Genomic DNA, 21,659 nt, shown 5'->3' with positions numbered 1-21,659 from the left:
GGTTTCTCCTACCTTTCGGTCATTCTCCGCAGCGGCTTTCGAGTGGAGGTCGACATCTCGTTCCAGCGGGTGGTCAGTTCGGCCACGGTCGGGGCGGTGAAGAGGATGCGCATCGGGATTTCCACGCCCATTTCTGCGCGTACCCGGGCCACCAGCCGGGTGGCCATCAGTGAATGGCCGCCCAGGAGGAAGAAATCGTCGTCGAGACCGATCCGCTCGGCGCCCAGAACCTCGGCGAACAGCACGCACAGCGTCTCTTCCCGGGGTGTACGGGGAGCCCGGTACTCGTCCCCGGCGATCTCCGGGCGGGGCAGGGCGGAACGGTCGAGCTTGCCGTTGGGCGTCAGTGGCAGTTCCGTGAGTGTCACGAACGCGGCCGGGATCGTATAGGCCGGCAACCGCTCTCCGACCGCCTCCCGCAGGAGCTCCGTGGTGGGCGGCTCGGCGCCGGTCTCCGGGACCACGTACGCCACCAGCCGGCGGTCCCCCGGCCGGTCCTCGCGGGCGGTGACGACAGCCCGGCGGACCGCGGGGTGGCGGGTCAGGATGTGCTCGATCTCGGCGGGCTCGATCCGGTAGCCGCGCAGTTTGATCTGGTGGTCGGACCGGCCGAGGTACTCCACCTCACCCGTGTCCGTCCAGCGGGCGAGATCCCCGCTGCGGTACATACGGGCGCCCGGTGGCCCGAACGGGCAGGCCACGAACCGCTCCGCGGTCATGCCCGGCCTGTCGTGGTAGCCGCGGGCCAGGCTCTCGCCGGCGATCCAGAGGTCACCGGCAGCGCCGGGCGGTACCGGGCGCAGCGCCTGGTCCAGCACGAGGATCCGGGTGCCGGCGACCGGGCTGCCGACGGAGGGAGGCATGCCGGAGCGGCCGGGGAGCAGACGGGCGGCGGTGGCGTAGACGGTGGTCTCGGTCGGGCCGTAGAGGTTGGTGACCTCGGCGGCGTGCCGGCACAGGGTTTCGGCAAGCGCCAAGGGCAGTGCCTCGCCTGTGGAGATCACCCGCAGCCCGGTCAGACAGGCCGGCGCGTGGGTGACCAGGCTCTGCCAGAGCGCGGGGGTGGCCTGCATGACGGTGACGCCGGACCGTTCGACCAGGTCCAGCAGTGCCGACGGCTGGGTGATGTCGTCCTTGCCGGCCAGTACCACCCGGCCGCCGGCGAGCAGGGGCAGGAAGAGTTCCAGCGCGGCGATGTCGAACGCGACGGTGGCGCAGGCCAGCAACCGGTCGTCCGGCGTCAGGGTGAAGCGATTCTGCATGCCGGTCAGCAGGATCGCCAGCGCACCGTGCCGGACCACCACGCCCTTGGGCGTCCCCGTGGAGCCGGAGGTGTAGATGACGTAGGCGGCGTGGTCCGCGCCGACCGGAACGCGCGGGCCGTGGGCAGGGTGAGGGGACCGGTCGGACAGGTCCACCCCGGCCAGCCGCTTCTCATCGAGGACCAGCACTGGTGCGCTGTCCTCGACCACGGCCCGCACCCGGGCGGCCGGATACTCCGGGTCCACCGGCACGTACGTGCCGCCGGCCTTCCACACGGCCAGCAGGGCCACCACCAGGTCGGCCGAGCGAGGCAGCAGCACCACGACCCGGGACTCCGGGCCCACGCCCTGCCCGGCCAGCCAGTGCGCCAGCCGGCCGGCCCGCTCGTCCAGTTCCCGGTAGGTCAGCCGGTGCCCGCGGAACTCGACGCAGACCGTGTCCGGCGTCCGGGCCGCCCGCGCCGCGAGCAGGTCGGGGACGGTCCGCTCGAGGGGCGGGACCGCGGTGTCGTTCCAGCCGTGCAGCACCTGTTCGCGCTCGGCGTCGGACAGCACGTCGAGCGCGCCGACGGTGCCCCGCGAACCGGCGGCGAACTGCCGCAGCACCCGCACCAGCCGGTCGGCGAGCGCCGCCACGGCGGTCCGCTCGAAGACGTTGCGGCGGTACTGGAAGGAGATCCGTAACAGCGGGTCGGCTGCCGCGACCACGGTCAGCGGATAGTGCGGCGGGGCGTACGGGCGGATACCGGTCACCACCGGTTGCGCCGACGCGCCTGCCGCCGCGTGTCCGGACCGGTCGACGGGGAACGACTCGAACACCACAAGCGTGTCGAACAGCTCGTTCAGCCCGGTCGCCCGCTGGATGTCGGCGAGCCCCACATGGTGATGGTCCAGCAGTCTCGCCTGGGCGTCCTGGAGCCGGCCGAGCACCTCCGGGACCGGGTCGGCCGGCGTGCATCGCACCCGCACCGGCACCGTGTTGATGAACAGGCCGATCGTGGTGTCCGCGCCCGGCAGCCCGGAGGGCCGGCCCGCGACCGTGGCGCCGAACAGCACCTCCTGGCCGCCGGTGTGCTGCGCCAGCACCATGGCCCACGCGCCCTGCACCAGGGTGTTGGCGGTGACGCCCCACTCCGCGGCGCGGCGCGCCAACCTGGTGGTGTCCTCGCCGGTGAGCGGCACGTCGATCTGCCCGCTACCGCTGCCGGTCGGCCGGGCCCCTGGCGTCGTGGGCGCCAGCAGGGTCGGCTCCGCCACACCGGCGAGTTCCTCAGCCCACGCGCGGGCGGAGCGCGCCGTGTTCTGCCGTGACAGCCAGCTCAGGAAGTCCCGGTAGCCGTGCGGGCGCGCCGGTGCGGTGCCGACGCCGTCGGCGATGTACAGGTCCATGAGCTCGCGCTCGATGAGCGGCACCGACCAGCCGTCGAGCAGCACGTGGTGGGCGGTGAGGGCCAGTTCGGCGTACCGGGGGCCGATCGTGACAAGGGTCAGGCGCAGCAGCGGTGGGCTGTCCTGGCGGAAGCGGGCGTCCCGCTCCTCGGCGAGAATCTCCTCCAGCCGCGTGGCGGCGTCCGCCTCTCCGGTGAGGTCGAAATGCCGCCAGGGCAGCGGGACGTCGTCCACGACGACCTGCACGGGCTCACCGGTGGCGCTCGGCTGGAACGCGACCCGGAGGTTCGGGTGCCGGTCGAGCAGGGCCTGGCCCGCCGCCCGCAGGCGCGCCGGGTTCACCGGGCCTTCGAGCCGGAACACGAACTGCGTCTGGTATGCCTCGGACGCGCTCTGCGCGAGCATCGTGTGGTACAGCAGCCCGCCCTGCAACGGCGTGAGCGGCCATACGTCGCTCACGCGTCCGAAGCGCTGTTGCCATTCGTCCAGTTCTTCCTGGCGGACGTCGACCAGCGGGACGTCGGACGGGGTCAGTCCCCGCCCGCCTGTCTCGACCAGGTTCCGCAGGCCGCGCAGGGCGGCGCACCAGGTGCGGGACAGGGCGCGGACCTCGTCCGCGGTCAGAACTCCGGTGGCGAAGGTGAACAGGGCCGTGAGGCGCGCGTCGTCGCCCACGCCGGTCACCAGGGCGTTCAGTTCCAGCGCGCTGGGCGTCGGCATGTCCGCAGCCGGCGCGGCGACCAACTCGGCGCATTCGGGCGCGGAGGTCCATTCGGAGCCACGGGTGAGGTCCTGGCCGGGTGCCTGCTCCGGGCGGTCGAAGGAGAAACGGCCCAGGAAGTTGAATCCGATGTCGTCCGCCGGGTACCGGCGGAGCAGCGCCGCGGTGTCGTCGTTGACGTGGCGCAGGAGGGTGTAGCCGATGCCCTGGTCGGGCAGTGCCCGCCGCTGCTCCTTCACCAGCTTCAGGGCGTCACCGGCGGCAGCTTCTCCGGTGATCGCGGCGTCTACGTCGATCTCCGAGACGTCGAGGCGTACGGGGGTGACCGTGGTGAACCAGCCGACCGTGCGGGACAGGTCCGCACCGGGCACCAGCTCCTCCTGTCGGCCGTGCCCTTCCATCCGTACGACGGCCGTGCCGCCGGTGAGACCTTCCCGTTCCCGGACCAGTGCGAGGACGAGGGCGGTGAGCAGGACGTCGTCCGCGCCGCTGCGGTAGGCCGCGGGGACGGAGGTCAGGATCGCGTTCGTGAGGTCGGCCGGGAGCTCCACCCGGACGGTGTCGGTGGTGGAGGTGAGGTCCCGGCCCGGGTCGAGCGGCCGGGAGCCCACGGGGGCGACGGGGGCCGCGAGCAGATCGCGCCACAACGCCACCTCCGCCACCCGTTCAGGGCGGGCCGCCTCGTCGGCCAGGGCGTGCAGCCATCGGCGCAGGGAGGTGCCCACCCGCGGGAGGGCGGGGATCCGCTCTTCCTGGACCTGGCGCCAAGCCGCGGCCAGGTCGGGCAGCAGCACCCGCCAGGACATGCCGTCGACGACCAGGTGGTGGGCCGCGACCAGTAGCCGCCCGGGCTCGCCTGCGGCCCCCCGGAACAGGACCAGCCGGAGCATCCGCCCAGTCCGGGCGTCGATGTGCCGCACGGCCTCGGCGGCCTCGGCGCGCAGCAGGGTCTGCCACGCCTCGCCGTCCCAGTCCCCCGGGCAGGCGACCCGGCCGACGAGCGCGCCGGCGTCCACCGTGCCGGGCGGCTGCACGAGCAGGCCGTCGTCCGTCAGCCGTGAGCGCAGGACGTCGTGCCGGTCCAGGACGCAGCGCAGGGCCGCGGTGAGGCCGGGGAGGTCGACGGCTGCGGGCAGCTCCAGCACCAGCCACTGGGCGAGGCGGTCCAGGCCGGGACCCCGCTCGGCGTACAGCCGGGCCATGGGGGGCAGCGGCAGCAGGCCGACGCCCCCGCCCTCGAGTTCGCCGAGGGTGGCCGGGGCGGTGTCGCAGGTCGCGGCCTGTGCGAGCGCGGCGACGGTGCGGCACTCGAACACGGTGCGCGGGCTGAACGCGAGACCGCCGGCGCGGGCGCGGGCCACCACCTGGATCGCCCGGATGCTGTCGCCGCCCAGAGCGAAGAAGTCGTCGTCCACCCCGATGTCGCTCAGGCCGAGCACCTCGGCGAACGCCGCGGCCAGAAGGCTCTCCTCACCGGTCCGGGGCGGCCGGTGGGCACGGCCGGTGATCTCCGGCTCGGGCAGCGCGGCCCGGTCCAGCTTGCCGTTCGCGGTCACCGGCATGCGGTCCAGCGCGACAAACACGGCGGGCACCAGGTGGGCGGGCAGCCGGGCCGCGACGAAGCCTCGCAACTCGGTGAGGTCCAGACCGGCGTGCAGATCCCAGTCGGTGCCGGTCGGGCCGCTGCCACCGGAGGTGGCCGGGACGACGTACGCGACGAGCTGGGCGGCTCCGTCCGCGCCTCGGCCGGGCCGGGCGACCACGGCCGCCCCGAGCACTCCGGGGTGGTCGGTCAGCGTGTCCTCGATCTCCTGGGGCTCGACCCGGAAGCCGCGGATCTTCACTTGGTGGTCGGCGCGGCCGGCGAACTCCAGCTCACCGTCGGCGTTCCAGCGCGCGAGGTCGCCGGTCCGGTACATGCGCCGCCCCGGTTCCCCGAAGGGACAGGCCACGAAGCGCTCCGCGGTCAGGCCCCGGCGGTCGTGGTAGCCCCGGGCGAGTCCGGCGCCCGCGATGTAGAGGTCGCCGAAGACACCGGGCGGCAGCGGTCGCAGCCGGCTGTCGAGGACGTAGAGCGCGGTGTTCCAGATCGGGGTGCCGATCGGTATCGTGCGCGCCCCGGGCCGGTACTGCCACGCGGTGACGTCCACGGCCGCCTCGGTCGGCCCGTACAGGTTGTGCAGCGGCGCGCCGAAGGTCCGGTGGAACCGCGCGGCCAGCTCGGCCGGCAAGGCCTCTCCGCTGCACACGACGCGGCGGAGACCGGTGCACGCGGCAGCCGTCTCCTCGGTGACGAACTCGGCCAGCATCGACGGGACGAAGTGCGCCGTCGTGACGCCGGCCCGCCGGATCACCTCGGCGAGGTAGTCCGGGTCGCGGTGCCCGTCCGGCCGGGCGACCACCAGGGTGGCGCCGGTGATCAGCGGCCAGAAGAACTCCCAGACGGACACGTCGAACGAGGCGGACGTCTTCTGCAGGACCCGGTCGGTGCCATCGAGCCGGAAACGATCCTGCATCCAGAGCAGCCGGTTGACGATCGCGGCGTGCGTGACGACGACGCCTTTGGGCCGTCCGGTCGATCCCGACGTGTAGATCATGTACGCGGGGTGGTCGACACCGTGCGGGGCAGAGGTGACGGGCCCTTCGGTGAGCGGGGCGTCGTCGACCATGACCACGGGGACGTCCGTGCGGGGCAGCCGGTCCGCGGTGTCCTTGACCGTGAGCAGCAGCGCAGGCCCGGCGTCGGCGAGCATGAACTCCACCCGCGCGGCCGGGTAGTCCGGATCGACGGGGACGTAGGCGGCGCCCGCCCTGAGGACCGCGACCAGCGCGACGACCAGTTCCGGGGAACGGGGCACCGCGACCGCGACGAACCGCTCGGGCCCGGCGCCGCGCTCGGTCAGCAGGCGGGCGAGCCGGCCGGACCTCTCGGCCAGTTCCCGGTAGGTCGTCCGGGAATCCTCGAAGGTCAGCGCGACGGCGTCCGGGGTGGCGCGGGCCTGCCGGTCCAGCAGTTCGGTCAGGGTCGCCGGCGGCGGGGTCACCGTGGGTCCGGCGTACTCGGTGAGCAGCGCGCGGCGTTCGGAGGGGTACAGCGCGGTGACGGTCCCGACCGGGGCGTGCGGGTCGGCCAGGGCCACCCGCAGAAACGTCACGAACCGCTCGGCCAGCCCGGCGATGTCCTGGTCGTCGTACTCGGCCCGCGGCGCGTCGAACCGGACGTACAGGTCGCTTTCGGCCGTTCCGTCGGTGTAGACGCAGACCATCACCTCGTCGATCACGCCGAAGGTGCCACCGGCGAAGCGGGCCGAGGCTCCCGCCAGGTCGAGCGCCTCGACGGAGGGGAGCACGTTGACGACGGCGCCGAACGGACTGCGTGCCTCTCCGGCGTGGCCGGTGGCCCGTTTGATCAGAGATATGTCGTGCCGTGCGTGCCGCAGGACACGGCGCCGCTCCCGGCCAAGGGCCTCGGCCAGTTCCACGAAGTCGGCCGCCGGGTCCACCCGCGAGCGCAGCGGCACCCGGTTGGAGAGCAGACCGAGTGAGCGGCGCAGTGCGCCGACGCGGTGATTGACGGTGATGGTCAGCAGCGGCTCGGACAGACCGCACATGTGCCCCAGAAAGGCGGTGGCGGCCGAGGCGATCAGGTCGGGCACCGAGGTCCCGGCCGCAATGGAGGCGTGTTCCCAGGCGGCGAGTTCGGCGGCCGGGACCGTCGCGGTGCGGGTGGACATCCCCTGCGGGGCGGTGAGGCCGTCCCAGTACCCGGGCTCACCGACGGAGGCGCCGGCGCCGGGCCGGACACCGACGGGCAGACGGGCGGCGGGCAGGTCACCGGCGAGGTAGTCGGGCCAGAACCGCTCGGCGTCGGCGAACCGCTTCGACGCCCGGTAGGCGGCGTCCTTCGCCGCCGCGTCCTCCGGCGGGCTGGGGGCGCCCTCCGGCAACGCGGAGCCGGCGCGCAGCGCGCGGTAGATCTCGGCGATCCGCCGGGACAGCAGGGTGAGAACGCCGAACGCGTCGGTGAGGATGTGGTGGAAGACGAGCACGAGCAGGTGACGGCCGGGGCCCAGCCGGATGGAGCCGATCCGCAGAAGCGCGTCCTCGGTCAGGTCGAAGGGCCGGCGCACGAGATCGGCGACGACGGCGCGGGCCGCGTCGGCGGGGTCTGAGGTGTCTCCGACATCGAGGCGGAACGGCTCCCACGCCCCGAGGTCCCGGGCGACCGGCCTCAGTCCGTCGTCGTCGCGGCGGAAGTTCACCCTCAGCGCGTCGGCCTCCGCCACCGCCGCCCGCAGGGCCTCGGCGAGCCGGGCAGTGTCCAGGTCACCGTCGATGTCCCAGAGAGTCGCCACGTTGTTCGGTACGTCAGGGGTGAACTCCTGCGCGAGCCACATGGCTTCCTGCGCGGATGTGACGCCGTTGCAACCCATCCAAATGCCCCCAGCAAAGTGGTGTCCCGGTCAACGGCCCCTCGCCGTGCCGATGCTTGTCGTGGCCCATGTGGTGGAACAACCGAGATGAAAGATGTTGGCCAGAGACCGAAAAGGAATTGGCCATCACCCGAAAAAACTCAGCCACACAGCGCGGGCCGACGTCCGTCCGGAGCTCGCCGCAACCGCCCTGGAAGGCCGTCCTTCGCTCCCGGACCCGATCGTTCCCACGGCCGTCCTCCGCCTGCTAATTAGCGCGGCTCTTCGGCCGTTGCGTCCGGGCTCCGGTTGTCGTGTGCGCTGGTCCGGACCACCTGGGCGACGGTCAGCTCGTAGGCGGAGTACCAGTGCTTCCTGCCCATGTGCTGCGCCACTTGGTGCTCGGGGTCGTGACGCCACTTGTCCAACGTCTCCTCGTCGCGCCACGTCATGACGGCGAGACGTTCACCGTCCTCCCCGGTGTAGTGCTTGACCTCCACCGGGTCGGACCCGGCGATGGCGCGAACCCGCTCCTGCATCCGCTCCTCGGTGGCGTAGTACTCCTCGCCAGCCTGCTCGGACAGGTGCGACTTGAACAGGATCACGAACATCCGGAGTCCTCCAGGGTGGCTGTGGTCGGGGTGGGGGGAGGGGTGCAGGCGCGCAGCCGGTCGTCCGGAGCCGAGACCAGTCCGGTGCCGTACCGGGCCAGCAGATCCGCCACGAGCCGGTCCAGACGCCGGTCGTCGCGCAGTACGGAGGCGTAGCTCTCCTCGCTGAAGGCGCACCGCTCGTACAGCGGCACGAACCGGTCGGGGAAGAGGGCCGTCAGCCGCCCGCGCAGCACGTCCGCCGAGGTCTCCTCGCGAGGTGGGTTGGCCATGGTGAAGTAGTGCCGGTAGGAGAGCCGGGAGATCGCGTCGGCGTCCTCGGTCCGCGACTTCTCGTAGGCGGCCAGGCCCGCCGCCCAGTCGGCGGAGGCGTCGAGGCAGGCGACAAGGACCCGGGCGTCCTCGAAGCCGCAGTTCATGCCCTGCCCCATGAAGGGCGCCATCGCGTGACAGGAGTCACCGAGCAGCGCGAAGGTGTCTCGCCAGACCCATCGGTCGCAGCGGACGGTCGTGAGGGTCGAGACGGCCTTGGCGGCCAGCTGTTCCGCGATGTCGGGGATGATCGCGGTCGGCTCGGGAAAGTGAGCGGCGAACATCTCGGACAGGTCCTGGCCGCCGCGGGCCGCCGCGTAGGACGGGGCGGGACCGTCGAGACGCATGAACAAGGAGCCGGAGAGCTTCCCCGACGGCAGGGGGTGCGCGGCGAACATCGCCTTCCCGGCGGGCCAGAAGTGCGTGACGCCCGGGTCCAGCCGCCCGGCCGGCACGTCGATCTCCTGGTACGCCAGGTCCAGTGTGCGCACCTCGACCCGTGCGCCGCGCGCCTCCAGGGCGGCCCGGACGGCGGAGTGCGCGCCGTCGCAGCCGAGGACCCGGCGGCACGTCAGCCGGCGCGAGCCGTGCCGGTCCTCCACCAGCACCGCGGGTCCGTCCAGGTCCACCGAGCGCACCCGCTGCCCGAAGCGGATGCGCACACCGGGGGTCGCCTCGGCGGCGTCCAGCAGGATCTGGTGCAGCCGCCGGCGCTCCACCGCCCAGATGGGCTGTCCGTCCCGGCTATAGGGAGTCAACCGCGTCCGGCCGTCGGACAGGTGTCCGCAGCGTCCGTGCAGGGGGACGCAGATGCGGCGCACGGCGTCCGCGACGCCGAGGTCCGACAGGGCGCGCCAGCCGCGCGCCGACAGCATCACGACCAGTGACCGGCGTTCCGGAGGGGGCTCCAGTCTGGGGTCCGCCCGTTTCTCCAGCAGGGTGACCGTTCCGAAGCGGGGGGCGAGGTAGCAGGCCGTGACTGCGCCCACCAGACCGGCCCCCACGATGACGGTCTCCGGGTTCCCGTCCGTGTGGTTCGCGCCGTTGCCGTTCATGCTGTCCCCGCCCCTCGTCCGTCGTTCCGCCCGCGGTTCCGCGGTCGTGTCCGCGTCCGCACCTGGCTACGGCCGCCGCAGTTTCGCCAGGACCGCGGTGCCCACCTCCTTCGTGCCGAGGGATCCGCCGAGGTCGGGGGTGACACAGCCGGACGCCACGGCCGCGGCGACCGCCCGGCGCACCGCGTCCGCCTCCTCGGTCCGGCCCAGGTGCTCGACGAGCAGGGCCACGGAGAGGATCGCGCCGAACGGGTTGGCGGTGCCGGTGCCCGCGATGTCCGGGGCGCTGCCGTGCACGGGCTCGAAGAGCGCCCGTCCGGTCGCGGGGTTGAGATTGGCCGACGCAGCGACGCCCAGGCCGCCGGCGAGCGCGGCCGTGAGGTCGCTCAGGATGTCGCCGTAGGAGTTGTTGGTGACGATGACGTCGAAGGCGGTCGGATCGGTGGCCAGCCGCAGGGCGGCGGTGTCCACGTAGAGGTGGGACGCCTCGACGTGCGGGTGCCGTGCCACCGCCTCGCTCCAGCACCGCTGCCACAGCTGCCCGCCGTTGCGGACGGCGTTGGCCTTGTCGACGAGGCACACCGACCTACGCGCCACGGAGAAGGCGAAGTCCAGTACGCGCGACACGCCGTGACGGGTGCTGAGGTCCACGTCGACGGCGACCTCCTGGGGGCTCCCGGTGCGGGTGACGCCTCCGATGCCGCTGTAGAGCCCCTCGGTGTTCTCCCTGACGATCACGCAGTCGATCGCCCGGCGGGATGGGTCGCGCAGCGGACTGAGCCTGTCGTGCCAGAGCCTGGCGGGGCGGTAGTTGACGTAGAGGTCGAGTTCGAGGCGCAGGGTGGTGAGGACCTCGCGCACGTACGGGGTGTCACCGAGCCGGGGATCGCCGACGGCGCCGAGGAGCGCCGCCTCGCCGGACCTGATCCGGTCGAGGTCGGCTCCGGTCAGGGCTGTTCCGGTGCGCAGGTACGCCTCAGCGTTGACGTGGTCCAGGACGTCCGTGCGCACTCCGAGGCCGAGGGCGTCGAGGACGTCCAGCGCCGGCCCGATCACCTCGGGGCCGATGCCGTCACCGGGGATCACGGCGATGGTGGTCAACGCCGCCTCACTTCCGGCCCTGGCTCAGCACGTCCACGACGAGTTCCGCGACGTCGGCCGTCACATGGAAGTGCCCGCCCGGCCGCGCGGTTTCCGTGAAGCCGCCGGAGGTGACGCCCGCCCACCCCGCCAGCTGGGCCTGCTCCACCAACGGGTCGCCCTCGCCGTGGTAGCAGCGCACGGGGCAGGACAGCGAACGGGCGCCCGGGCGGGGCCGATAGGTCGCGTGGGCCCGCAGGTCCGAGCGGATGACGGGCAGGAGGAGGTCGCGCAGCTCGGCGTTCTCGGCGATCGCGGGTTCGATGCCGCCCAGCGCGCACAGCGTCGTCCAGAACTCGTCATCGGGTGCCAGGTGGATGCTTCTGTTGTTCATCCGTCCGGGCGGCAGAGCGGCGGACACGCAGAGCGCCAGGGGTTCCTCGCCGGCGTCCCGCAGCAGCAGGGCGGTCTCGTAGGCGACCAGCGCGCCCAGGCTGTGCCCGAACAGAATGTGGTCGCCCGGCGGCAACCGCAGCAGCTCCGCCGCCACGCAGCCGGCCATCGCGGCCACGTCGTCCACGGGCGGCTCGCCGAAGCGGTCGCCGCGGCCCGGGTACTGAACGGCCATCAGCGACACGCCAGGCGGCACCGCGGCGGACCACTGGCCGAAGGTGATCCCCGAGCCCCCCGAGTGCGGGAAGCACACCACGCGCACGCCGAGCGGGTCACCGGTGATCATCGACCGCACCCATCCGCGTTCCCGTATGCGGCTCATCCTCTTCGCCCTCCTGGCCGGCCGTCGTTCCGTCCGCACCATGTTTTCCATTCGCCGCGGATTCGCGCGGGCCCGCGACAGATGTCGGCAAGAGATCGGGGGGCGGCTGACCGGGGAGCCGACGATGCCAAGGGACAGGACGACAAGGACCGCAGGTACGCCGCCGCACGGGGCCGGACTCACGTCGCGTGCGGACGTCGCGCACCACCGCACGGACACCGCCCGCCACCGAGTGGGGGCACCCGCCCTCCGGCCGCGTCCCCGCCGGACCGCGGCCAGGACGGACCGAGCGCACCCGCGGCGGCTCCCGGACGGCCGTGCCCCCGATCCACCCCACGACCGACCGCTGGAAGGGAACGCGATCATGCTTGACGGTTTTGTGCACTGGCCCGAAGAACTCGCGGCGGAGCTGCGCCGGACGGGGGTCTGGCGCGGCCGGCCGATCGGTGACTTGCTGCACGAGTCGTGCCGACGCAACGCCGGGCGGGTGGCCGTGGTGTGCGGCGAGCGCCGGATGACCTACGCGGAGCTGTCCCGGCGGGCGGACGGACTGGCGGGCGGCCTGATCCAGCTGGGCATCAAGCCCTTGGACCGGGTGGTGGTGCACCTCCCCAACGTCCCGGAGTTCGTCGTCCTGGTCTTCGCGCTGCTGCGGGCCGGTGCCGTCCCGGTGCTGGCGCTGCCCGGTCACCGCAGAACGGAGATCTCGCATCTGTGCGCCCACTCCGGCGCTGTCGCCTATGTGGTGAAGGACGAGTTCGGCGGGTTCGACTACCGCACGATCGCCCGGGAGATCCCGTCGGTCCCGCACCTGATCGTCAGCGGTGACGCCCAGGAGTTCACCCAGCTGGAGTCGCTGGACTCCCGTGACGTCGCGCTGCCGCGGGTGGACGCGTCCGACCCCGCCCTGTTCCTGCTCTCCGGTGGCACCACCGGACTGCCGAAGCTGATCCCCCGCACCCACAACGACTACGAGTACGTCATGCGGGCCTGCGCGGAGGCGATGCAGGTGGGCGAGGAGGTGGTGTACCTGGCCGTCAACCCGGTCGCGCACCAGGCGGCCCTTGCCTGTCCGGGCGTGTTCGGCAGTCTCCTGCTGGGCGGGAAGGCGGTCCTCACGTCGAGCGTGCGGCCCGATGACGTCTTCTCACTGATCCGCCGCGAGGGGGTTACCGTGACCACTGTCGTGCCCTCGGTGCTGCGGCTGTGGGCCGATTCCGAACGGCCGCCCGGCGAACTGTCCCACCTGCTGATTCAGGTGGGCAGCGCGCCGCTCGACCCGGCCTTGGCGCGCCGTGCGGCCCAGGTGTTGGGCTGCCGGATCCAGCGGTGGTACGGCATCAGCGAAGGGCTGCTGACCCACACCCGGCTCGACGACCCTGAGGAGGTGGCCGTCAACACGGACGGCCGCCCGATGTCACCGGGTGACGAGGTCCGGATCGTCGACGAGTCGGGGAACCCCGTGCCCGAGGGCGAGGCGGGCGAGATGCAGGTACGGGGGCCATACACCATCCGCGGGTACTACCGGGCCCCCGAGGAGAACGCCCGCTCGTTCACGCCGGACGGCTTCTTCCGCACCGGTGACCTCGTGCGGCGCGACCCGGACGGCAATATCGTGATCGTCGGCAGGATCAAGGACGTCATCAACCGAGCCGGAGAGAAGGTCTCCGCGGAGGAGCTGGAGCGGCATCTGCGCACCCACCCCGCCGTGCAGGACGCGGCCGTGATCGGCGTGGCGGACAGCGTGCTCGGCGAACGGACCTACGCGTTCGTCGTCCTCGACGAGGCGGACGTCCGTCCGTCGGCCATGAAGGAGTTCCTCAGGGGCCGCGGCCTGGCCGCCTACAAGATCCCCGACCGACTGATACCGATGCCGCAGCTTCCGCGCACACCGATGGGCAAGGTCGACAAGAAGGCGCTGCGCGCGGGGATCGCCGCCTCGAAACGCTGACGATGCCCAAGCCGGGGGACGGATTCTGCGTCCGTTCCGCGCCCACCTCGGCCGGTTGGCCACCTCATCCGGCCGGGATCCCACCGGGCACCGGGACCTGCCCGACCCGGCCGCTGACCATGCCGCACACCGGCCCGTGACCGGCGGATGAGCAGCTCACTCGGCGCCGCCGGGCCACCTCCAAGTGCGGCAATTGACGCCTGCATCAAGAGGTGACCGGCGGCCCGGGCACGCACCGCTTCACCAGCCCTGACATACATAACCTGACGCTCCATCGAGGCGAGCGTCAGAACAGCCCGACCCCCCGAAGGCCCGGGGCACCACCCGTCCGCTTCCCGTCACCGACCCAAACCGCAGGTCAGCCGACATCCGTCCGGCATGCGGCCTGCTCCACGGCGTTTGCCCATGGAAACATGTCAACGCTTCCCGCCCGGAACCTGGGAAATCAGAGATAGCAGGTCAAAGGCCCTTCTTGGCAGGCTCCAGAATTGCCACGCACTCCACGTGCGAGGTCATCGAAAAAGTGTCGGCCTGGACGGCTGTGCACGAAACAGCAGGTCATTCATCGATCTCATGGGTCGCTGGGCAGCGGTCGCGGTCCGACCCGGCGGGCCTGCCGCCCGCGCAGTCACCGCGCCGACAGTTGGCCCGCGGGTCCTTCGACTCCGGGACCGTGCCCGTAACAGGAGTCATCGACACAGCGGCGGTTGCGCTCATCTGCGGGGCATCGCCTTACTGGCTCGGCGTGAGCAGCAGGGCCATACGGCTGCAGCCGCCTTCGCCGGCGATGTGGAGCATGCAGGTCACCCCGCCCCGGGACCGTTCGGACCCGTCGCCGGGGCGCTGGCGCCGGGGCCTCGTTCCTTCTTCGGACCTGTGGCCGGGCCTTGCGGAACCGGCCGCGTGCGGATGCGCCCGGCAGAACATCGAGTCGGCGCCGACCACCGACCAGACGATCCGCCCTCCAGGCCGGCGTTTGCCCGGACCGGCTGCGGGAGCCGAGCCGCTCCCAGGTGTCGTCCGCCGACCATGGCAGTGCCTGGCTAGCCGTCCGTCGCTTTCCCTCGCTCCCGCAGGACCTCCGGGGGCCAGAAGTCGTCGGTGCCTCTGAACCGCATGAGGTTGGGCAGGAGCAGCAGGTCGTCGAGGGAGCGGACGCCTGGAGCGGGGTGACCCGCGTATACGCCGTCCGTCACAGCCGTGGCGCTTGTGGCCGGCCTGTACGAAGCCGGTGACGATGCCTGGAGCGCAAACCGACGGGTAAAGCCGAAAGAGCATCCGTCAGCCGTGGGAGCGCTCTGGGACTTTTCTGGGACTTTCGGCTTCATCAACCGGCACGAGCGTGAAACAACTGAAAGGCAATTCTCCCAGGTCAGCGACCGAATCCGTCGCATCGTTGCAGGTCACCGAGCTGGCTGGTCTCTCCCGGGACATCTGAAAGCCTTCAGGAAAAGCGTCGTCACACCCCTTTTGACCTGCATGGATGCGAGGCGGGAAGGGAGGTGGCGGCGCCTCTGGTACGTTCCTGGGACTTTTGACCCGAGCCGGGCTTACCCCGGTCACCGGTGCCCGGTCATCGCGTCGACTGGCCCGGCCGCCACGAACATCAGTGACCTGGCGCGCTGTTCCTCCTGACGATGCCGGTCGGGCCTGGTGAGCCGGTACCGCTCGATGCGCTGGTGCGGGATTCGGCCGTCGCTCGCACCCGTGAGGAGCACCCGCTGGAACTCCAGGACCTGGCGGTCCTTGACCAGGGCGACGACGGCCCGCATCTCGGTCTGCCAGTCCAGGGCCGCCAGAACCATGGGGCCAGCCGGGACGCAGCCGTGCTGGACGGCGTTGGCGCACAGTTCGGCCACGACGTGAGTGAGCGTGTTATGCGGTTCGAAGTCGTACGGCACTCCCCAGGCGTCCAGCAGGTGCTCGGCCATCCGCCGCGCGGGCCGGGCTCCGCGGCGGGTTGAGCTGAAGCGCATGGCGAAGGGTACGGATTGATCGGCGGGGCCCCGGGCACGACCTGTCGGGTGCCTCGCGCGATACTGCGGGGTTTCATGGGCCACGCCCACCACAGTGGCGGGCGCGACCCATCACCGACCAGGCAGGACGCGCTGACGAACCGGGTTGTACGAGGTACCGGGGACGTCTGCGCGCAGTGCGGAGCCGCGCTTCCCCGCTCCTGCGCTCAGGTGTCCAGGTGGTCCACGAAGATGCCGATGAGTATGCGATCGCCGAGACGGGGCTGGGGCAGGCTGAAGTGGATGCGATTGCGGTGTCGTTCCTTCTTGCCATGCCACTCGCACCGGTAGGTCTCGCCCTCGTGCTCGACGTCCCGCTGCTTCATGATCGAGGGTTTGGACCGGGTGTTGGGACTCTCCGGGGACAGGTCCAGGCCGAAACGCCCCAGCTCCGCCTGCACCTGGTGCGGCTGCCCCGAGTGCAGGGCCAGGGCGTCGGCGAAGTGGTCGTGCACCACGCTCAGGAGCCGTACGACCCAGTCACGCATATCTGTGTAGGTGCCGTCGAACTTGCGGAAGGAGAGGGAGTCGGCGAAGACCAGCTGCGGGAAGCTCTGGCGGGCGTGGTCGAGGAAGTCCTGCTCCGTGACGTTCTCCCGTTCGAAGAGGGAGCGCCAGAACTCGGTCAGCGCGGGCGCCTCGACGAGGTGGAAGACCTCCTCAGTCGCCGCCTCACCCGTAGCTCCGTCGATCGCGGAGACCGGGAGCCAGCCGCGGCGGTCTCCGGCGGGGAAGACCAGGCATGCGACGTGGTGCCGCTGCCGCGTCCGCCACCAGGCGTAGCAGAGGGACCAGGCGAGGTCCCGGCCGTCGCCGGCCACTTCGACGTGGTCGGGCAGGCCGGGCACGTCCGTGTCCCAGGTGGGGCAGCGGTCCATGAGACGGATCATTCTCAGCCGCGCGTCCCGTCCGGCACGCGGCGTCTCCCCCTCGTACAGCACGTCGTAGAGCTCACGGCCGTCCGCGCACTCCACCTCCATCCACAACGGCGAGACGGCGACCGCCTGCTGTTCGGATAACTCCTCCAGCGTGTCGCTGAAGTCGTCCAGCAGGTCCGTCAACCGCTCCTCCGTCAGCCCTCGGAAGTCGAAGGACGACTCGTCCACGACGATCCGGTACGGCTTACCGCCCCCTGCGCCTGGCACGTGCCAGCCTCCCCAGGTCCTGTTCGATCTGGTCGAAGAAGCCCCGCGGCCACTCAGTCAGTTCGCCCTTCGCCGTGAACTCGATGGGTGCGGAACCGGCCTGCTCCTCGCCGAAGTAGTGCACGACCGCGTCCGCGGGCCGCAGGATCCGCTCCTCCGCCACGGCCAGCCGAGCTCCGTTGAGCACGTGGTCGCTGTGCGTCTCCACGATCACCTGGGCTCCAGCTCCGGCGACCCGGGCCAGGAAGCGGCCCAGCTTGGACTGACCACCGGGATGGAGGTGCGCCTCTGGATTCTCGACGATCAGCAGGTCTCCGGGACTGGTGAGGAGACCGGCGACGATCACCGGCAAGGCGTAGGAGAATCCGAAGCCCATGTTGGCCGGGCGGATCGGCTCGCTCAGCAGTCCCGGTTCCTGGAAACGGATGGTGCTCGCCGTGATGCCTGGCGGCCACTGCGCCATGATCTTGATGGGACGGATGATGTCGGTGGCCCAGGTCTCCACCTGTGTGCGCAAGGTCGTGACGTTGTGGGTGTTCCGGGTCGTCGGATGGAGCAGCGGCTCACGCACCGCCCGGGTCTCGTGCAGTGCGAGTAACTGCGCGGTGTACTGCCCTTGCACACCGACTCCGATGCGATCGGGATGCTCTGCGGAGACGCCGAGTTGGTCGCGGGGACCGAGGCGCTCGGCACACAGATAGGTGAAGGCGGCTCCTTGGCCGCGCAGTTCGGCCGGTGGTGGCCCGCTGTCATCGGCCACCCGCAGGTAGAGCGCCTGCTCGTCGGGCACCGTGAAGCGGTGCACACTCGGCACCTGACTGCCGTCGCCACCGATCTGGATCTCGATGGTGGAGTCTGGGGCATCGGGGTGCAGCACCTCGTGCGCCTCGCCCAAGGCGAGTCCGTAGGGTCCGTTGAGCTGTACCACTCGGCCGGCCGATGAGTCAGCGAGCTGGCGGGTCAGCAGCAGGCTCTGGATGGTGGTGCTCTTCCCCGTGCCGTTGAGTCCGGTGAGGACGGTGAGAGGGCGCAAGGCGAAGGACGCGTCGGTGAAGCGTTTGAAGTGCCGGACGCGCAGGGAGGTGATCACTTACCGGCCTCCGCAGCCTGGGCGGTGACGTCGAACCGGAGCATCACGCGGCGGACGTCACCCGTGGAGGAGGTGATGGCTTCCAGGTACTGGTAGTCGTTCGTCATCAGGAAACGCGCGGCATCCACGATCGCCTCGCGGCGCCGTTCGAGGTCTTCGGTCTCGTACTTGGTGAGGGTGATCGACCAGGCCTCGAAGAGTGCCCGGTTGATCGGGTTCCGGCCGGACGAGTCCAGCGGCCATTTACGGAACGCCTGCTCGCCGAAGACCAGACGGGCGTTCACCATGGCCTTGCGGAACGCCTCCAGGAGGTCTCCTGCTCTGGCGTCGTTCACGTCCTTCACGTTGTCCAGCATGATGGTGGTGCGCTGGAGGAAAGGGTCCATCGCGGCGTACTTCGCGTAGCCGTCCGTACCCATCAGCCAGAATGCGGCGAAACGCAGGGCCATCTCCCGGTCGTTCATCCGGATGTGGCCCCCCATGTTGTTGGTCGCCGCATTGAACTCCACGGTGGAGGTCATCACCCGTAGGATGGTCCGGCTGCGCTCCTTGCTCATGCAGTGCCGGATCTCCTGCGCGTTCAGCGGCGTACCGCCCGTGTTGATGCGCTTGAAGATGTCGTACATGACATCCGACGGCGTCGTCGGGTCGATGACGTTCGTGACGATCTGGGTGTTGTAGATGCGCCGCTTCCACGGGGCGGGAAGGTCCTCGAAACGCTTGCCCTCCACCGCGCTCTGGAGGTACTCCAGGCCCTTCAGCTCGAACCCGCGCTCGTCCCCCCCATGGACGAAGTCGCGGATGGTCGACAGGCGCTGGAGGCCGTCGACCACACGCATGAGCCCGTCGGTGTCCTCGGCGAAGTAGAAGGCGGGAAGCGGGATCTGCAGGAGCACCGACTCGATGAGCCGGGACTTCTGCACCGGTTTCCATACGATGCCGCGCTGGAAATCCGGGGCCAGCTCCAGGGACCCGTCCTCGATCATGTCCAGGGCGTTACGCAGCGAGAACTGCTTGGTGTTGACCCGGATCTGTTCCGGATTCCACGGCCGGGCAATCTCCGGTGGCGCTTCCTCCACCTCGGTCTCCGCCTCGACTCCGGTACCCGTGTCGAGGAAGTGCTCCTCCGTGATCTTCGGCGGCTCTGGGATGTCCGAGGTCGTCATGGGGTGATCGTAGCCGGGCGACTCCCTCGGACGCGTGGGGAATCAGACCCAGTCCATGTCCAGCCTCATGGAGTCCATGAGGACCTTGCTCAGGAAGCATGAGGCGTGATCCATCGGCCACCGCTGACCGCCCAGCGCTGCGTCACCTGGCGCCGGAGCCCCCCGCCCGGTTCGGGTGGGAGGTGTCCTGTATCCGCCCGACATGTCAGTCCCCAGTGCCACAGTGGGCGCAGCACACCCACAGCACCCCTTCTCCGCGGAGCCGACCGTGACCCAGAGCACCACCTTCCGCACCAGCACCAGCACCAGCACCAGCACCAAGCAGGACACCCTCGCCGACCACGTTGCGGAGTTCCTCAGCCGGGTCTCCCGCACACTCCGGAACTTGGCCGACTCTGCTGACCACGCGGCGAAGATGGTGCGGAAAGCGGACGCGGCACGGCGAAGCTGAACCGGCGCACCCCGGTAGGCCAGCAGACGTGTTCTCCGCGCGAGCGGAAGTGCGCCGCCCCTTGCCACGGAGGAACAAAGCCGACTCCAGCGCAGAGCCGGCCTCGCCGCGCTGCCCTACGTCGAGTAGAACCGAAAGGGCGTCCGTCAGTGGTGGGAATCCTCTGGGACTTTTCTGGGACTTCCGCCTCCATCAACCGGCACGAGCATGAAACAACTGAAAGGCCATTCACGCAGGTCGGCGACCAAGGATCCCTCATCACCGCAGGTCACCACGTCGGCTGGTCTCTCCCGGGACATCTGAAAGCCGTCAGAATCAGCGCCGTTACCCCCCTCCTGACCCGCACTTATGCGAGCCAGGAGGGGGTTCGGCTTCGCCTGTGGGACTTCTCAGGGACTTTTGGGCCGAGTCAGGAGGCTGTCGGTCTCAGGGGCTGGGGAACGGATTGCCCGGCACTGCACACGTGATGGGTCACGGGCAGGGCGTCGGCCTGAGCGACTCATGGACGAGGAGATCCTGTCGGGCGAGACCGCGCCGGCACAGCCTGTTCGACTGAGCCGCGTGCAGGGCCGGGCCAGGTCCCTCGGAGCCTGCCGACGGCCCGCTCAACCGTCGGACAGGCTCCGTACGGCGTAGGGGGCGTGGTGGCACCTCTGGGACTTTTCCGGGACGCACGGGGTGCGACGCAGGCGGGGCCCGAGGGCCGTGTCGTCCCACCCGGCCCCCCCGGCGGCCAGGGCCCCCCCCGCCCCCCCCCCGGACCCGCGGTCCCGGGGGCTCAGGCGGTCGGTGGGTCCGCCGGTCAGTAGGCGGAGTCGACGTTGTCCATGGAGCCGTACTTGTCGGCCGCGTAGTTGCAGGCGGCGACGATGTTGGCGACCGGGTCGGTGATGGAGTCCTTCGTGCCCTTGACGTGGTAGGCGTCGAAGGTGGGCTGGATCGTCTGGAGCAGGCCCTTCGAGGGGATGCCGTTCTGGGCGTTTACGTCCCAGTTGTTCTGCGCGTTCGGGTTGCCGGACGACTCGCGCATGATGTTGCGGTGCAGGCCCTCGTAGGTGCCGGGGATGTTCTTGGCGTCCATGACGTCCAGGGCGGTGCGGATCCAGCCGTCGAGGTCGTCGCCGTGCTTCTTCTCGCCGGCCTTGACGATGGCCTTGATCTCGTCGGTCTGAGCCTGGGTCTGCGCGGTGGATGCCTTGGCCGGCTCGGCGGCGTGCGCCGGGCTCGGGGCGAGGGTGAGGGTGACGGCGGCGGCGCCCGCAGCGGCGAGGGAGGCCACGGCGGACTTGCGGAAGTTGGGGCGGCGCATGATGGCGTTCACGGGTGTACCTCTCCATTCGGGAACGTGATGGGGAGGCCGACGGGGGGTCGGCGACGCGGTGTCCGCGTTGGACGCGGCTTCGCGTCATCAGGGCCGGTGTCTGGATCACGGACGGGCTCTTCCCGTCCGGTCCCGGCGCTCGGCTCCCCGGTACGCCGACCACACTGCGGAACGCTCCGGCGCCGCGACAAGTGTGTGACCTACTACGCCGCTTCGCAGACCGGCCGCGTGACTCGCCCGGACGGTCGGCGACCACGCGGGCGAGCGGCCGTCGGGCGTCTACTAACCTCGGCCCCATGTGACGTGAGCCCTGTGCGCGCCCTCACAGAGCCGGTCACCCGGCGGTCACCTCTCGTCACCCTGCGGAGACGGGTGCCTCACTCGACGAAACGGCGCAGTCACCGTTCGGGGTCGTCAGGAAGGCCGGCGTCCCGGTACCGGGCGAGGTGGTGCACGAGAACGCTCGTGATGACGATGTGCCAGTCGGTACGCGCAGGATTCCGCGCCCGCCGCGGCCGGGGGACGCGCCTCAGCGGGACCGCGTGCCGAGGTCCGTGAGCAGGTCGTTCAGCACTGTTTCCTCCTCGGCCCGGACACCGCACTCGGCGAGAGCGACGGCCAGGGCCGGGTCCCAGGGGGTCGCGGCGGGCGGGCCCGTCACATCCGGGGCTTCGGGCACTGCGGTCACCGCTGCTCGGTATTCCGCCGCCGTGTAGCGCCACGGCCGCCAAGGGACGCTTCGCGCCAGTGCTGTGGCGATGCGCACCCCCCATTGGGGTGCGTTGATGGGGCTGGGGAGTTGGCTCGTCACGCCGACAACGGTGCCTTCGGTCGCGTAACGTCACCAGCGGTGACGCACCGACGCGGCCCGTTGTACGCGTTGGGGCGGTACGGGTACGAGGC

The 21,659-nt window shown here is 70.9% G+C and carries 14 protein-coding genes and 1 pseudogene; 2 read left to right on the top strand and 13 right to left on the bottom strand.

Annotation, left to right across the window (positions count from 1 at the left end):
- Nucleotides 1-8: 8 nt before the first annotated feature.
- From RM812_RS14780 to RM812_RS14760, 5 genes are all read right to left on the bottom strand, one after another.
- The gene (locus RM812_RS14780) at nt 9-7,805 is read right to left on the bottom strand and encodes a non-ribosomal peptide synthetase (protein WP_311572986.1); all 7,797 of its coding nucleotides are present in this window, start codon (nt 7,803-7,805) and stop codon (nt 9-11) included.
- A 251-nt stretch (nt 7,806-8,056) separates the two neighbouring features.
- Nucleotides 8,057-8,395, bottom strand: a complete 339-nt coding sequence (locus tag RM812_RS14775; protein WP_113687520.1) for an antibiotic biosynthesis monooxygenase family protein — start codon at nt 8,393-8,395, stop codon at nt 8,057-8,059.
- Nucleotides 8,386-9,762: an FAD-dependent oxidoreductase gene (locus RM812_RS14770; RefSeq protein WP_311572985.1), complete on the bottom strand. Its 1,377-nt coding sequence runs from the start codon at nt 9,760-9,762 to the stop codon at nt 8,386-8,388. The genes RM812_RS14775 and RM812_RS14770 overlap by 10 nt, the downstream gene beginning before the upstream one ends.
- A 66-nt stretch (nt 9,763-9,828) precedes the next feature.
- Entirely contained in the window at nt 9,829-10,863 is a 1,035-nt protein-coding gene (locus RM812_RS14765; protein ID WP_311572984.1) for an isocitrate/isopropylmalate dehydrogenase family protein, read from the bottom strand.
- A gap of 7 nt (nt 10,864-10,870) precedes the next feature.
- A complete protein-coding gene (locus RM812_RS14760; protein ID WP_311572983.1) occupies nt 10,871-11,617 on the bottom strand; it encodes a thioesterase II family protein in 747 nt (248 codons plus the stop codon).
- Nucleotides 11,618-11,981: 364 nt separating this feature from the next.
- Between RM812_RS14760 and RM812_RS14755 the strand changes: the two genes are divergently transcribed.
- A complete protein-coding gene (locus RM812_RS14755) occupies nt 11,982-13,568 on the top strand; it encodes a (2,3-dihydroxybenzoyl)adenylate synthase (RefSeq protein ID WP_311572982.1) in 1,587 nt (528 codons plus the stop codon).
- Nucleotides 13,569-14,303: 735 nt separating this feature from the next.
- Here RM812_RS14755 and RM812_RS43030 read toward each other — a convergent pair.
- From RM812_RS43030 to RM812_RS14730, 6 genes and pseudogenes are all read right to left on the bottom strand, one after another.
- A pseudogene (locus RM812_RS43030) lies at nt 14,304-14,598 on the bottom strand (IS5/IS1182 family transposase); the annotation flags it as partial.
- Between the two features lie 13 nt (nt 14,599-14,611).
- A complete protein-coding gene (locus tag RM812_RS14750) occupies nt 14,612-14,764 on the bottom strand; it encodes a hypothetical protein (protein WP_311572981.1) in 153 nt (50 codons plus the stop codon).
- A gap of 363 nt (nt 14,765-15,127) precedes the next feature.
- Nucleotides 15,128-15,544, bottom strand: coding sequence for an ATP-binding protein (locus tag RM812_RS14745; RefSeq protein WP_311572980.1), 417 nt, complete (start codon nt 15,542-15,544; stop codon nt 15,128-15,130).
- Between the two features lie 206 nt (nt 15,545-15,750).
- Nucleotides 15,751-16,728 (bottom strand): hypothetical protein, encoded by a 978-nt coding sequence (locus tag RM812_RS14740; RefSeq protein WP_311572979.1) that lies wholly within the window; start codon nt 16,726-16,728, stop codon nt 15,751-15,753.
- A complete protein-coding gene (locus tag RM812_RS14735) occupies nt 16,706-17,818 on the bottom strand; it encodes an AAA family ATPase (RefSeq protein ID WP_311572978.1) in 1,113 nt (370 codons plus the stop codon). The genes RM812_RS14740 and RM812_RS14735 overlap by 23 nt, the downstream gene beginning before the upstream one ends.
- The gene (locus RM812_RS14730) at nt 17,815-18,984 is read right to left on the bottom strand and encodes a DUF262 domain-containing protein (RefSeq protein WP_311572977.1); all 1,170 of its coding nucleotides are present in this window, start codon (nt 18,982-18,984) and stop codon (nt 17,815-17,817) included. Before RM812_RS14730 ends, RM812_RS14735 begins: the two co-directional genes overlap by 4 nt.
- A 268-nt stretch (nt 18,985-19,252) precedes the next feature.
- On the opposite strand from RM812_RS14730, the gene RM812_RS14725 reads away from it, so the two are divergent.
- Nucleotides 19,253-19,435, top strand: coding sequence for a hypothetical protein (locus RM812_RS14725; RefSeq protein ID WP_311572976.1), 183 nt, complete (start codon nt 19,253-19,255; stop codon nt 19,433-19,435).
- A gap of 802 nt (nt 19,436-20,237) precedes the next feature.
- On the opposite strand, the gene RM812_RS14720 is transcribed toward RM812_RS14725, so the two are convergent.
- Together RM812_RS14720 and RM812_RS14715 are read right to left on the bottom strand one after the other, a co-directional pair.
- Nucleotides 20,238-20,756, bottom strand: a complete 519-nt coding sequence (locus RM812_RS14720) for a transglycosylase SLT domain-containing protein (RefSeq protein ID WP_311572975.1) — start codon at nt 20,754-20,756, stop codon at nt 20,238-20,240.
- Between the two features lie 529 nt (nt 20,757-21,285).
- Complete coding sequence (locus RM812_RS14715; protein WP_311573101.1) at nt 21,286-21,522, bottom strand: DUF2399 domain-containing protein; 237 nt, start codon at nt 21,520-21,522, stop codon at nt 21,286-21,288.
- Nucleotides 21,523-21,659 lie beyond the last annotated feature (137 nt).

The sequence above is a fragment of the Streptomyces lancefieldiae genome (assembly GCF_031845825.1).
In the GTDB taxonomy this organism is placed as follows: domain Bacteria; phylum Actinomycetota; class Actinomycetes; order Streptomycetales; family Streptomycetaceae; genus Streptomyces; species Streptomyces lancefieldiae.
This window is presented reverse-complemented; position numbering and strand designations above follow the sequence as displayed.

Bases quoted from the DNA above. Each gene is read 5' to 3' on its own strand.
- RM812_RS14770 (WP_311572985.1), bottom strand. From the start codon at position 9,762: ATGAACGGCAACGGCGCGAACCACACGGACGGGAACCCGGAGACCGTC.
- RM812_RS14780 (WP_311572986.1), bottom strand. From the start codon at position 7,805: ATGGGTTGCAACGGCGTCACATCCGCGCAGGAAGCCATGTGGCTCGCG.
- RM812_RS14745 (WP_311572980.1), bottom strand. From the start codon at position 15,544: ATGCGCTTCAGCTCAACCCGCCGCGGAGCCCGGCCCGCGCGGCGGATG.
- RM812_RS14775 (WP_113687520.1), bottom strand. From the start codon at position 8,395: ATGTTCGTGATCCTGTTCAAGTCGCACCTGTCCGAGCAGGCTGGCGAG.
- RM812_RS14755 (WP_311572982.1), top strand. From the start codon at position 11,982: ATGCTTGACGGTTTTGTGCACTGGCCCGAAGAACTCGCGGCGGAGCTG.
- RM812_RS14730 (WP_311572977.1), bottom strand. From the start codon at position 18,984: ATGACGACCTCGGACATCCCAGAGCCGCCGAAGATCACGGAGGAGCAC.
- RM812_RS14760 (WP_311572983.1), bottom strand. From the start codon at position 11,617: ATGAGCCGCATACGGGAACGCGGATGGGTGCGGTCGATGATCACCGGT.